Annotated in this window: 9 protein-coding genes; 4 read left to right on the top strand and 5 right to left on the bottom strand. The window is 71.2% G+C overall.

Features of this window, described 5'->3' with window-relative positions:
• The first annotated feature begins 36 nt into the window (after positions 1 to 36).
• On the top strand, positions 37 to 2,124 hold the full coding sequence (locus tag OHB41_RS40850; protein ID WP_266704813.1) for an ATP-binding SpoIIE family protein phosphatase: 2,088 nt from the start codon (positions 37 to 39) through the stop codon (positions 2,122 to 2,124).
• Positions 2,125 to 2,985: 861 nt separating this feature from the next.
• On the opposite strand, the gene OHB41_RS40845 is transcribed toward OHB41_RS40850, so the two are convergent.
• Complete coding sequence (locus OHB41_RS40845; protein WP_266704811.1) at positions 2,986 to 3,951, bottom strand: GlxA family transcriptional regulator; 966 nt, start codon at positions 3,949 to 3,951, stop codon at positions 2,986 to 2,988.
• Between the two features lie 88 nt (positions 3,952 to 4,039).
• Between OHB41_RS40845 and OHB41_RS40840 the strand changes: the two genes are divergently transcribed.
• A complete protein-coding gene (locus OHB41_RS40840; RefSeq protein WP_266704809.1) occupies positions 4,040 to 4,600 on the top strand; it encodes an NAD(P)H-dependent oxidoreductase in 561 nt (186 codons plus the stop codon).
• A 12-nt stretch (positions 4,601 to 4,612) separates the two neighbouring features.
• On the opposite strand, the gene OHB41_RS40835 is transcribed toward OHB41_RS40840, so the two are convergent.
• Together OHB41_RS40835 and OHB41_RS40830 are read right to left on the bottom strand one after the other, a co-directional pair.
• Positions 4,613 to 5,167 (bottom strand): hypothetical protein, encoded by a 555-nt coding sequence (locus tag OHB41_RS40835; RefSeq protein WP_266704807.1) that lies wholly within the window; start codon positions 5,165 to 5,167, stop codon positions 4,613 to 4,615.
• A gap of 86 nt (positions 5,168 to 5,253) precedes the next feature.
• Positions 5,254 to 5,937: a hypothetical protein gene (locus tag OHB41_RS40830; RefSeq protein ID WP_266704805.1), complete on the bottom strand. Its 684-nt coding sequence runs from the start codon at positions 5,935 to 5,937 to the stop codon at positions 5,254 to 5,256.
• A gap of 914 nt (positions 5,938 to 6,851) precedes the next feature.
• Between OHB41_RS40830 and helR the strand changes: the two genes are divergently transcribed.
• Positions 6,852 to 9,005: an RNA polymerase recycling motor ATPase HelR gene (gene helR / locus OHB41_RS40825; protein ID WP_266704803.1), complete on the top strand. Its 2,154-nt coding sequence runs from the start codon at positions 6,852 to 6,854 to the stop codon at positions 9,003 to 9,005.
• Positions 9,006 to 9,376: 371 nt separating this feature from the next.
• Here helR and OHB41_RS40820 read toward each other — a convergent pair whose 3' ends face one another.
• On the bottom strand, positions 9,377 to 9,949 hold the full coding sequence (locus OHB41_RS40820) for a CGNR zinc finger domain-containing protein (RefSeq protein WP_266704801.1): 573 nt from the start codon (positions 9,947 to 9,949) through the stop codon (positions 9,377 to 9,379).
• A gap of 145 nt (positions 9,950 to 10,094) precedes the next feature.
• Here OHB41_RS40820 and OHB41_RS40815 point away from each other — a divergent pair, with 145 nt between their 5' ends.
• The gene (locus OHB41_RS40815) at positions 10,095 to 11,261 is read left to right on the top strand and encodes an MFS transporter (protein ID WP_266704799.1); all 1,167 of its coding nucleotides are present in this window, start codon (positions 10,095 to 10,097) and stop codon (positions 11,259 to 11,261) included.
• A 472-nt stretch (positions 11,262 to 11,733) separates the two neighbouring features.
• Here OHB41_RS40815 and OHB41_RS40810 read toward each other — a convergent pair whose 3' ends face one another.
• Positions 11,734 to 12,378, bottom strand: a complete 645-nt coding sequence (locus OHB41_RS40810; protein ID WP_266704797.1) for a hypothetical protein — start codon at positions 12,376 to 12,378, stop codon at positions 11,734 to 11,736.
• Positions 12,379 to 12,893: the final 515 nt, after the last annotated feature.

Raw genomic sequence — 12,893 nt, 5'->3', positions numbered from 1 at the left:
GTTTACTGGGCTTGTCGGTGAGAGATGAGGTTGATCATGCCTCGTGGACAACGACACGATCACGCGAGTGCCGGCATCACCGCGTCGGACGGAGCGAAAGGCTTCGAGAAGGCCTTGTTCGAGCAGGCCAGGGCCGGGCTGGAGGTCTACGACACTGACCTTCGCGTCCTGCGGGCCAACCCGGCGGTCCTGGCCATGCGAGGTCTGCCCGCGAGCCGGGTGATCGGGGTCGGCCTCCAGGACCTGGACCCCCATCTCCCGCTGTCGCCGATCATCCGCGAGGTGATGGCGGGAGCCAGCCCGGTGTTCGACCGCCCGGTGTCGACGTACCCGGCGGCCGATCCGGGGAACCGGCACGACTACGCCGTCACCGGCTACCCGTTGCAGGAGCAGGGCCGGTCCATCGGGGCCGCATCCATGATCCACGAAGTCACGGACCAGGTCCGCCGGCAGGAGGAACTGGATCTCCTGAGCATCGCGCGCGCCAGGATCGGATCGTCCCTGGACGCGGTGCGCACCGCGCAGGAACTGACCGAGATCGCCGTCCCCGCCTTCGCGGACGCCGTAGCCGTCGATCTGCTGGAATCGGTGCTCGCGGGTGAGGCGCCGGTGGGCCCGGTCACCGACCAGCCGCCGATGAAGCGCGCCGGATTCAAGGCCCAGGAAGGACAGTACGGCGCCTACCCGATCGGCGGCACCAGCCACTACGCGATCCCCACGCCGTACACCCAGGCACTGGCCGACCTCCAGCCGCGGCTGGTCGAATCGGTCGTCTCGGCCCGCCGATGGCTGGCCAACGACCGGCTGCGCGCCGAGTCCATCCGCCGGGCCGGCGCCCACTCGCTCATCGTGACCCCGCTGACCGTGCACGGGCTCGTGCTCGGGCTGGCCAGCTTCTACCGGGCCGGTGCCCACCCCGAACCCTTCGACGAGGAGGACCTGTCGCTGGCGACACAGCTCGCCGCCCGCACCGCCCTCTGTGTCGACAACGCCCGCCGCTTCACCCGTGAGCACACGGTCGCGACCACGCTTCAGCGCAGCCTGCTCCCGCGGACGGCACCTCTGACGGCGGCGGTGGACTCGTCCCACTGCTACCTGCCGGGACGCTACGGAGCACACTGGTTCGACGTCCTCCGCCTCTCCAGCAGCCGGATCGGCCTGGTCATCGGGTACGTGCCGGGAGAGGACCTGCTGGCCTCCGTCGCGATGGGACGCCTGCGCACCGCGGTCACCACCCTGGCCGCCATGGACCTGCCGCCCGACGAACTGCTGGTCCATCTCGACGACGTCGCCCAGCGGCTCGCCCGCGAACAGGACTCCGACCCACTGGCCCTGCTGCACGCGCAGCCCCCTTTCACCGCCTCCTGCGTGTATCTCACGTACGACCCGGTCACCCGCCGGTGCGCGGCGGCCTCGGCGGGCCATGTGAGCCCCCTCGTCACCAGCCCCCAGGGGGTGGTCAGCGACCTCGACGTACCGCGCGGGGCGCCGCTCGGCCATGGGGTGCCGTACGAGCTCCGCACCACGGAACTGTCGGCCGGAAGCCTGCTGTCCCTCTACTCGGACGGCAGCGCGGACCGCTATCCGGCCGAGGCGGACGACCGGGTCAGCCGACTGCGCGAGGCGGTGGCCGATGCGTCGGTGGACCCCGCGGAGATCTGCGACGCGGCCGCGTACAAGGTGCTGCGGGGTACGGCTCCGGAGGACGGCGCCGCGCTGCTGGTGGCCCGGACCCGGTGCCTCGCACCGGACCACGTGGCGACCTGGACCTTCCCGCCCCGGCCCGTCTCGGTCCGCGAGGCACGCCGGGCGACACGCGACCGACTGGCGCAGTGGGGTCTGGAGGACCACGTGTTCGTCACCGACCTGGTCGTCAGCGAACTCGCCACCAACGTGATCCGCCACGCGGAGGGAGCCATCCAGCTGCGTCTGATCCTCGACAGCACGCTGACGGTGGAGGTCAGCGACGACGCCGACACCGCGCCGCACCTGCGCCACGCCCGCGTGCAGGACGAGGGAGGGCGGGGCCTGTTCCTGGTCGCTTCCATGACCCGGCACTGGGGCACCCGGTACGAGGACGGCGGCAAGACCATCTGGGCCGAACAGTCGCTGACCGCCGCCTGACGAGGAGTCCGGTCCTGCGCTCCAGATAGTGGGGACCGAGCATCTCGGCCGCGGGGCGCGGCCGGATACGTACGGTGTTCTCTTACACGCCCCCCGCGGGCTCCCCCAGCTGGTCGAGGGCGCAAGCGGTCGCCGCCGGGATGTCGAGCAACAGCGTTGATCCCAGGGTTAGTTCGCGGAAGTACGGACCGGTACCCGACGCGGACGCCGTCCGCAGCCGCTCCCTGGAGGGCTGTCCGTCACACCGGCCTGCGGCAGGGCGGGCAGAACCGCCTCCGTGACGACGAGGACATGCTCGGGCATCAGCTCGGTTCTCAGATCCGCCACGGGAATCGGAGCGCGGACCGTCTCCACGTTCGTCGTCACCGCGCCTCTCTCGATTCCTGGTGACCTGTTTCCGGCCTCGGTCGCGGCATTCCGTGTGCACCGTACGAGAACAATTCGATGTCCACGGGACGAGGACATACGTCTGACAGGACACCGAAAACCGGGCGCACAGGAAAAGGCGAACAATATGTGAGCGGCACATTCTTTTCCCTCGTTGGACTCCCGCGGGTGGAAGACGGGACGAGGGAACGACGGTCCCCCAGGCCGAATGTGTGGTGCTCCCGGCAGAAAGATCCATTCACCCGCGGGCGGGCGGCGGGCAGGCTCGGACGTGTCGCCGTATCGCGCGGATGAGACGGATCAGGCGGTCAGACCGATCAGCCGGATCGAGCGGATCGAGCGGATCAGGACAACAGGCCAGGGAGACGCGTCATGCCGGAGGTCACCGAGTACCTCGACGAGGGGGTCTTCCCCGGGGGAGGACCAGCGGGCACCGCACGCCGGCAGCCTGCACGCAGGGGTCCTGGGCCCCGGTCAGGGTGCGCCGAGCCGGTCGCGGTACGCGGCGGGGGAAATGCCGAGGCGGCTGGTGAACACACGGCGGAGGGTCTCGGCGCTGCCGAACCCGCTCCGGGCCGCAGCCACCGCGACGGTGTGGCCGGCCTGGAGCTGGGCCTGGGCGCCTTCCAGACGGACCATCTCGACGTAGCGGGCCGGGGTGGTCCCGATCTCGTCGTGGAACAGGCGGGTCAGCTGCCGGACGCTGACCGCCGCCCTGGCCGCCATGGCCGGGACGCTGTGGTCGCGGCCGGGATCGGCCGCGATCGCGTCCAACACCGCGCGCAGGGGGTGGTCGCGGGCGACGTGGTGGCGCGACGGTGCGGAGAACTGCGACAGCCCGCCGGGACGCTGCATGAACACCACCATGGCCTCGGCGACGTCCCGTGCCACCTGCGGGCCGTGGTCGTCCTCCACCAGCGCGAGGGCCAGGTCGATGCCGGAGCTGACTCCCGCCGAGGTCAGGATGGCGCCGTCACGCACATAGAGCGCGTCCGCCTCCACCGCGACCCGCTCGTAACGGCGTGCGAACTCCTTCGCCTGCCGCCAGTGCGTCGTGGCCCTGCGCCCGTCGAGCAGTCCCACCTCGGCCAGCAGGAACGACCCGGTGCACACCGACGCGACCCGCTCCGCCCCGGCCGTCAGCCGCCGGACCGCTTCCACCAGGCCGGCGTCGAACGGGTGGTCCACCATGCCGTACGCCCCGGGCACCAGCACCGTGTGCGCGGGGCCGCTGTCCGCCGCGGCGGACTCGACGTGCAGCGTGAGTCCGGTCGACGTCCGTACGTCCGTGCCGTCCGGCGACACCACGCTGACCTCGTACCCCGGCCCGTACCGGCCCGCATGGCTGAAGACGTCCGCGGGGCCCGCCACGTCGATCAACGTGACGCCCTCGAAGGCCAGGATCGCGACCCGGCGCCTGGCGTCCTGCTGCTGCGGCATCGACTCCAGCCTCTCCACGACGACCCCACCCCAGGCTAAGCGCCGCGGGCCGTGGACCCGACGAAGCACCGAACCGAGAGAGAACACCATGACCGACCCGTCCCCCCGTACGCTCGTCCTGCTCGGCCACCCGGACCTCGCCCGGTCGCGGATCAACCGGGCCATGGCCGGCGCCGCCCGCGGCCTGGCCCACGTCACCCTGCACGACCTCCACGCCGCCTATCCCGACCGGCACCTCGACATCGCGGCCGAACAGCGTCTGGTCAGCGAGAACGAGGTGATCGTGCTGCAGTTCCCCCTGCACTGGTACTCCGTGCCCGGCTTCCTCAAGCAGTGGCTGGACGAGGTCATGGCTCGCGACTTCGCCTACAACACCCGAGGACTGCTCACCGGCAGGACGCTCCTGGTCGTCACGTCGACCGGCGGGGCCGCCGACGCCTACCAGCCCGGCGCCTTCCACCGCTTCACCATGACCGAGCTCCTGCGGCCGCTGGAACAGACCGCTCACCGCATGGGCATGGCCTTCGGCCGGCCGCTGGTCCTCCACGACGCACGCGGCGTCAGCGACGACGAACTGGCCGAGCACACCGAGCGGTACCGGAGGCTGCTCATCACCGGCCCCGTCCCCTACCAGTACCTCGCGGCATGACCCCGGGTCCGGTCACCCCTGCCGTTCCTGGGTGAGGGTGTCGCTCACCCACGCAGGGAAGACGAGTCTCGGGAAGAGCCGGCCTTCGACCTCGAAAGGGAGCGAGAAGGTGGGGCCGGTACGCAGATCCCGGTGCGCGGTGCGGACGTCCACACGGGTGTCCGGAAGGTGCCACGCCGAGCCGAAGGGGCCGATCCGGTTGATCCTCGCGTGGACACGGTCCCCGTACACCAGGGCGGCACACCCGTGGCCCTCGGCCCGTGCCGCCGGGACGGCGCCGGACCAGCGGCTGAACTCGTCCAGGTAGCCGTGCCGGGACATCTCCCTGAAGGTGATCCTCTCCACCCGCACGGTCGCCGGGCCGTCGAGGAACACCATCAGCTGAGGCACCCCCCTGCGGCGCCGCCAGTGGGCGGGCAGATCCTGCACCACGCGGTCCAGGACACGCAGGACGTCCGCGCGCACCGCGGGATCCAGCGCCCGGAGCTGTCCCCGCATGAATGCGCTCGCCTCGTTCACCCCGCCAGCATCCACGAGCGCGGCCGCGGTCTCAACGGCACGGGCCACGGCCGCGGTTCGTGTACGCACCCACGCCGGAGGACCCGGCACTATTGCAGCGGGCCGGGTCCTCCATGATGTGCGGGCGTTGCTGGTTACCAGCCGTGACGGTCCCGGACCACCCGGAAGCTGCCCACGACACCGTCGTGGACCTTCACGCCACCGTGGACGAAGTGGGACACGACGCCGTTGGTGGTGCTCCAGGGGCCGACCGTCGCGACGGGCGAACCGTTGTCGCAGGTGGCGCCGCGGAAGACCTCGACGGTCCGGCGGCTGTCGTTGCGGACGTTGAAGCTACGCGAACCGAGACCGCTCACCACGGTGATGCAGCCCCAGCTCTGGGCGGAGTACGACCGCTCGTTGAAGTCGATCCGCCCTTCGTACCCGCGGCCACCGCGGCCGCCGCCGTCGCGACCGCCACCATCGCGGCCACCTTCGTCGTCGTCGCCGCGGCCGCCACCGTTGTCGCCGCCACGGCCACCGTTGTCGCCGCCGTTGCCGCCACCGTTGTCGCCGCCACGGCCACCGTTGTCGCCGCCGTTGCCGCCACCGTTGTCGCCGCCGCGGCCACCGTTGTCGCCGCCGTTGCCGGCGACCGCTCCGTTGGACCCGCTGCCCGCGGTGGCTCCGTTGCCCTTCGCCTGTCCGCTGTCACCGCCCGTGGGGGCGGCCTGGTTGACGGTGGGGGTGGCCGCGGCAGCCGAGGGGACCTCGGGCGCCGAGGCGTAGGTGACGCCCGTGGCGACGAGGGCCGCGGCGGCCGCTGCGCCGGCAGTCATGGCAATTTTGCGCGTGATCATGAGGCTCTTCCCACTCTCTGAGTCGTCGACCAAACAGCCAATATGTGGCTGAATGAACCGATAATCTCTTTATATGTAATATCAGGCACGCCGGAGACGCAGCAGAAGGCGGCCAATTGGGGGTACGAGCCCTATCTCCGCAGCTCAGAGCACACCCGCCGAGTAGCCAAAGCCGCCTCGAACGGACGCACTTGACGCTTCATCGGACCGGGCTGAGGCGCCTCGCCGCCCGCCCGCCGCACCGGCCCCCGCCCGGTCGGCACGCCGCGAACCAGTGGGGTCGCCTCCCGGTCACCGACGCCACGGCCTTCGACGGCAGAGGACACCGCCCGAGGAGGAGAGCTGACGGTTCGCCACGCGAGGCGAACAGGTGACGGGGCGCCATCCGAAGCGAACAGGTGACGGGGCGCGACGGACGGGATGAGCTGACAGGGTGCCACCCGAAGGGCGTGAGCTGACGGCCCGGCAGTGATGGCCGCCTCGGACGGAGGACATCTGCCGCTCGGACACGTCCCTGGGCGATCGTCCCGGGCCGCCGGAACCGCCGCACACGGCGCGTCGCCGTCTCGCGAGAAGTCCGTCCGTCGACGGCAAACGAAAAGGCAAGGGAGAGTGCACGTCCCTTGCCACTCTCAAGATATAGCGCACCGGGGGGCTTGCGGCAAGGTCCCCTTCATGCCGCAGAATCACTGGCCGAAGCCGGAACCTGTGGAAATAGGAGATTCACGAAGTGCATGTTCTTTTGTCAGGTTATGAGGCTCACGGGAGTGCCGAAGCGGCGGTGCGACGCGCACCGCGGTCACGGTCGCGGGAACTCGGCGTCGAGGCGGCCCAGGCGCGGAGGTGCGCGCCGTCCGGCTCCGCGGGCGCGGCCTCGGATCGGAGCTGAGGACATGACCTCCCTGACCACCAGCGCGTTCGATCTTCCCGACCACCTCTCCCCCAAGGCCGACCCAGCACTGATCGCCGACGACGAGCAGCACTTCGCGGCCGTCGCGGAGAGCCTCGACCAGGCGATCTCCGACGTGTCCGACCGGCTCGACGCCCTGCGCAGAGCGCCCGGCGGCATCGGCCGGGAGGCGATGGAACGGGACACGGAGATCCACCGGCTGACCGGTCGTCTGCGCGCTCTGCACCGTTTCGGTCTGGACCTGTGCCTCGGGCACATCGTCGGCGCGGACGACGGGGAGCGCCTGTACATCGGACGGCTCGGTCTCACCGACAGCACGGGGCGTCGGCTGCTGGTGGACTGGCGCTCCCCGGCGGCCGAGCCGTTCTTCGCGGCGACCCACGCCCGCCCGGCGGGTCTGGCGAGCCGCCGCAGGTACCGCTGGACCCGTGGCCGGATCAGCGACTACTGGGACGAGGTGTTCACCGCGAACGGGCTCGACCGGCATGCCGCGCTCGACGACCAGTCCGCCTTCATCGCCAGCCTGGGTGCGAACCGGTCGCCGCGGATGCGGGACGTGCTCGCCACCATCCAGGCCGACCAGGACGCCGTCATCCGGGCCGGGTCCCGGGGCGCCCTCGTCGTGGACGGCGGTCCCGGTACGGGGAAGACCGTCGTCGCCCTGCACCGCTCCGCCTATCTCCTCTACTCCGACCCCCGCCTCGGCCACCGTCGCGGCGGCGTGCTGTTCGTCGGTCCGCACGAGCCCTACCTGGCCTACGTCGCCGACGTCCTTCCCAGCCTCGGAGAGGAGGGCGTACGGACCTGCACCCTGCGCGACCTCGTCCCCGAGGGCGCCGGAGCACGGGCCGAGGCCGACCCGGAGGCAGCCCTCCTGAAGTCGTCCGCGGACATGGTGAAGGCGATCGAGACGGCCGTCAGGTTCTACGAGACGCCACCCACCCGGGGGATGACGGTGACGACCCCCTGGTCCGACGTCCGGCTGACCGCCGACGACTGGGCCGAGGCCTTCGAAGCACCGGGACCGGGCACTCCGCACAACGAGGCACGGGACCTGATCCTGGAGGAGCTGCTCACGATCCTGACGGACCGGCACGACGGCGAGGTCCCGCCCGACCTGCTCCGCAGGGCGCTGCTGCACGACGAGGAGCTGGTCGGGACGCTCGACCGCGCGTGGCCGCTGCTCGAAGCGGCCGACGTCGTCGCGGACCTGTGGTCGGTACCGGCCTACCTGCGGATGTGCGCTCCCTGGCTCGGACCCGAGGACGTACGGAAGCTGCGGCGCGCGGACGCGCAGGCCTGGACGGTGTCCGACCTGCCGCTCCTGGACGCGGCACGGCAGCGACTCGGCGACCCGCGGGCGTCACTGCGCAAGCGCCGCCACGAGGCGTCCGTCGCCGCCGAACGTGCGCGCAGGGCCGACGTCATCGACAGCCTGCTGCAGAACGTCGTGATCGACGAGAGCGAAGGCGCGATGGGGATGCTGCACGGCCGGGACCTGCGGGACAGCCTGATCGACGAGACCGCACGGCCCGGCACCGACCCGGAACCCCTCGCGGGCCCGTTCGCGCACATCGTCGTGGACGAGGCTCAGGAACTGACCGACGCGGAGTGGCAGATGCTGCTGCTCCGCTGCCCGTCCCGCAGCTTCACCATCGTCGGGGACCGCGCCCAGGCCAGGCACGGGTTCACCGAGTCGTGGCGGGAACGGCTCGAACGGGTCGGACTCGACCGGATCGACGTGACCTCCCTGAGCGTCAACTACCGCACGCCGGAAGAGGTCATGGCGGAAGCCGAGCCGGTCGTCCGGGCCGTGCTCCCGGACGCCAATGTGCCGACGTCCATCCGCAGCAGCGGCATCCCCGTCGTCCACGGATCCGTCGCGGATCTGGGCCCGGTCCTCGACTCCTGGCTCGCCGCGCATGCCGAAGGGATCGCCTGCGTCATCGGCGATCCCACGTTCCGGGCGACGCCCCGCGTCCGGTCGCTGACTCCGGAGCTCTCGAAGGGACTCGAGTTCGACCTGGTCGTTCTCGTCGACCCGGTGGCGTTCGGGGAGGGCGTCGAAGGAGCGGTCGACCGCTATGTCGCGATGACCCGGGCGACCCGGCAACTCGTCGTTCTCACAAGCCCCTGACGGCCAGGACGGGGGTCGGCCGGCCGGCCACCGTCCCTCTCGGGTGCACGGTCCACTGAAGCGGCGCTAACCGAGGTTCCTGGCCAGGAAGTTGAAGACCGTCTGGTGGAGCAGGAACATCGCCCCTTCGTGGCAGTGCCGGCCCGCACCGGTTCTCGACTCCGTTAATCCAGACGCCGTTCTGCAGACCCCAGCGGGCATACGTATCGTCCCTGATCATCTCTTCGAGCAGCGGGATCGCTTCCTCGTCCCGCTTGTAGCCGCGGCGCAGCGCCGCCGCACCGATGACGAAGTAGCCCTCGCGGGTGGAGTCGAAGCCGTTGGTGTGGACGACGGTGGGCCGCGGAGGGAAGGCGGCGTACCCGGAAACCTCAGCCCCGCGCGGCCCTGCGGGAGCGGAAGGCCGCCGCCTTGACGCGGCCGCGGCACGCGTCCGAGCAGAAGTGACGTACGGCGTTACGGGAGTTGTCGACGTAGACGCGGTCGCATCGCGGTGCCGTGCAGACCCCGAGACGTCCGGCGAGGTTGCTGCCGATGGCCAGGGCGAGGGCGGTGGCGCATCCGGCACTCCACCCCACGGAGAGGCTGTCGTCGGCGCCGTGGAAGTGAACCTGCCAGGGCTCGCCGTCGACGCGGTCGAGCTGGGGGCGGGCACCGGTGGTGCGCAGCATGACATTCACGAGCTCGGCGGCCTGGTCGGTGCGGCCGCTGTCGACGGCGTCGAACACCGCTCGCATCCGCTGGGCCGCCCGCGCGAGGTGGATCGCGTGCTCCGGCTCGACCGCGGCGCGGTCGGGAGCGGGCGGCAGCGCGTCATGAACAGCCAGGGGGAGCCGGTCGCCCCGCGGGGCGGTGTAGGGACGGCCTTGCCGGGCGCCGTCGGTCAGATCGTTCACGAGTGAGACGGCCACATCCAGCAGCGTCACTACGTGACCATCGAACATCACTTGACTGGTCACTCCTTCGCCTTCTAGCGTCCATTCATCACCGACGATAGTCGATTCGTCGGTTACGAGGGTGGGGTGGGGTCTGGTGCGGGGCGGGACACGGTTGCCGCGAGCGGTGCGGCTGTTGGTCGTGGCGCGAGCCGTGAACCGGCTGGGAGCGTTCTCCCTCTCGTTTCTCACCGTGCTCATCACGACGAGGTTCGGGGCCGGTGCCGCCGTCGCCGGATGTGTGAGCGCCGCCTTCGGTGTCGCCACGATCCCCTCCCGCCTGGCCGGCGGGCGACTGGCCGACCGGATCGGCCGACGCCGCACGATCGTGCTGGGTCTGACCGGATGCGCGGTGGCGCAACTGGGGCTCGCCGCCGCCGACAGCCTGGCGACAGCCGCCTGCTGGGCCGTGCTGCTGGGCCTCGTCTTCGAGATCTACGAACCGCCGAGCCAGGGGCTGATCGCCGACGTCGTGGCGCCGGGCGAGCAGGTCCGCGCCCACGGCCTGCTGAACGCGGCGCTGGCCGCGGCGGGCATGGGCGCGGGACTCCTGGCAGCAGGCGTGGGCCGCTGGGACCTGCGCCTGCTGTTCGTCGTCGACGCCTTCACCTGCCTGCTCTGCGCCCTCGCCGTGCGCCTGTTCCTCCCCGCGGACCGTCGCGTCGCAGCGGCGGCCACCGATCAGGCGTCCTCCGTCGCCCCGTGGCGCGACGCCGCGCTGCTCCGCATGCTCGCGGCCGGGACGCTGCTCGCCGTGATCTACCTCCAGATCATGATCATGCTCCCGCTCACCCTGGACCACGGAGGCCTGCGCCCCTCCGACGCCGGCCTGTTGTTCACCACCTCCGCGGTCACCATCACCGCAGGACAACCGCTGATGCGGTGGAGACGGCTCGCCGCCCTCTCCGCGCCGGCCGCCTTCACCGCCGGCCACCTGCTGCTGGCGCTGGGGCTGGCCGGGTACGGGTTCGCGCACGGCCTGCTCGCCTATCTGACGTCGACCGTGGTGTGGAGCGCAGGAGACCTGCTCCTCGTCGGCCGCGCCTACACGATCGTGGCAAGCCTGGCCCCGGCCGGCGGCAAGGGGCGCTATCTCGCGGTCTACGGCACCAGTTGGGGCATCGCGGGTGTCGCCGCCCCTCTGGCGGGGACGCAACTGCTCGAACATGCCGGACCAGCGGGCTTGTGGAGTGCGATGGCGCTCGCCTGCCTGCTGCTCGCGGCCCTGCAACCCGCCTTGCTCCGGGCCACTGCCCTCCCCCGCACCCACCATGAACGTCGGCCGGCCGCAGCCGAGTTGTCGGACGGATCGACTCGCTGACCCGTCCGGGCGTACGGACACCGGCGCCCCCGCCTTCCCACGTTCCCCGGCCGGGTGGGCCGCCGGCAGCGGGTCACGTACCGCCGCCGCGCCGCCGCCTCCGACCGCACGCCGCGACCCGCCAGGACGTCCTCCGCGTCACCACCGGCGCCGGAATGGCTCTCGGCCTCGCCCACCCGACCGCGACAGAGAGGTGAACTCGAACTGCTGAAGCCCTCACCACGTGGACGGCGCACACCACCGCCGCCTCCCCCTCCGCGCTCCTGCGGACCCTTCACCAGGCCCTCGTACGCCACAGCGACGGCAACCTCGACGACGACATCGCCTGCGTGGCCGTGCTCAACGCCCCGCGTCGCCACGATCCCTGATCCGTCCTCCGTCGGCCACCGGCGTTCCGGTGAACACGCCGGAGAACCCGGCCCGATTGCAGCGGGCCGGGTTCTCCATGCGGTGCGGACGTCGCCGGTGAGGACTAGTCGCGGTCGTCACCGCCGAAGCCGCCGCCGTCGCCGCCGAAGCCGCCACCGTCGCCACCACGGTCGCCGCCGAAGCCGCCACCGTCGCCGCCGCGGTCGCCGCCGCCGAAGCCACCACCGTAGCCACCACCGTGGTGGTCCTCGACGACGCGGAAGCTGCCCACGACACCGTCCCTGACCTTCACGCCACCGTGGACCCGGAAGGGCACGATGCCGTTGGCGGTGCTCCACGGGCCGACCGTGGCGAGCGGCGAACCGTTGTCGCAGGTGGCGCCACGGAAGACCTCGACGGTCTTGTGGCTGTCGTTACGGACGTTGAAGCTGCGCGAACCGAGGCCGCTCACCACGGTGATGCAGCCCCAGGAGCGAGCGGAGTACGTACGCTCGTTGAAGTCGATGTGGCCCTCGTAGTGACGACGGCCACCACGGTCGCCTCCGCCACCTCCTTCGTTGCCCTTCGACTGGCCGGTGTTCCCTTCCTTGCCCTTCGACTGCCCGCTGTCGCCGCCCGAGGGGGCGATCTGGTTGACGGTGGGCGTAGCCGAGGGGGCTGCAGTGGCCGAGGCGTAGGTGACGCCCGTGGCGACGAGGGCCGTAGCGGCCGCAACGGCGGCAGTCACGGCAATGTTGCGCGTGGTCATGTCACTCTTCCCTATCTCTGAGACGTCGGCCAAGCAGCCGATCTGTGATTGAAAATACCGATAATCCCTTTATCCGCCGTATTAGACACGCGGAAGACCGGGGGTCAGGAATCCGATTGGGCGTACGGGAAATCCGGTCCGGCACGCGCGGAACGCGGCTCAGAACGCACCGGACAACCGTAAAAAGCGGCCGGTGACCTGCACATTTGGCGCTTCGTCAGCAAAGAGGCCGTTGTCCTGCCCGAGGCGGATCGGTCCGTAGTGGTCGGCGCGGACCACTACGGACCCCGAAACGGGGAGGACAACGGCCTCTTGCGGGTGCGAACCCTGAAGGTGGGGACACGCGGCCCATGGCGTACCGGCTCCGCAGACCCTGCGCGCGGCACCGGCTCCGCAGACCCTGCGCGCAGGTCGACGCGGCAGGGGTGCACGGGCCGGGCGGTTCGGCGCGGGCGCCTGCGCGCTGACCACGCGGTCCACCGGCAGGCCGCCCGGTCCTCCTGCCGTACCAGGTG

Source organism: Streptomyces sp. NBC_01571, assembly GCF_026339875.1.
Lineage (GTDB): Bacteria > Actinomycetota > Actinomycetes > Streptomycetales > Streptomycetaceae > Streptomyces.
The sequence above is the reverse complement of the archived record's forward strand: the minus strand, read 5'-3'. Positions and strand labels throughout refer to the sequence as shown.

Excerpts from the sequence above, each read along its gene's own strand:
- OHB41_RS40810 (WP_266704797.1), bottom strand. The coding sequence starts at position 12,378 with ATGACCACGCGCAACATTGCCGTGACTGCCGCCGTTGCGGCCGCTACG.
- OHB41_RS40830 (WP_266704805.1), bottom strand. The coding sequence starts at position 5,937 with ATGACTGCCGGCGCAGCGGCCGCCGCGGCCCTCGTCGCCACGGGCGTC.
- OHB41_RS40820 (WP_266704801.1), bottom strand. The coding sequence starts at position 9,949 with ATGTTCGATGGTCACGTAGTGACGCTGCTGGATGTGGCCGTCTCACTC.
- OHB41_RS40840 (WP_266704809.1), top strand. The coding sequence starts at position 4,040 with ATGACCGACCCGTCCCCCCGTACGCTCGTCCTGCTCGGCCACCCGGAC.
- OHB41_RS40850 (WP_266704813.1), top strand. The coding sequence starts at position 37 with ATGCCTCGTGGACAACGACACGATCACGCGAGTGCCGGCATCACCGCG.
- OHB41_RS40845 (WP_266704811.1), bottom strand. The coding sequence starts at position 3,951 with ATGCCGCAGCAGCAGGACGCCAGGCGCCGGGTCGCGATCCTGGCCTTC.
- helR (WP_266704803.1), top strand. The coding sequence starts at position 6,852 with ATGACCTCCCTGACCACCAGCGCGTTCGATCTTCCCGACCACCTCTCC.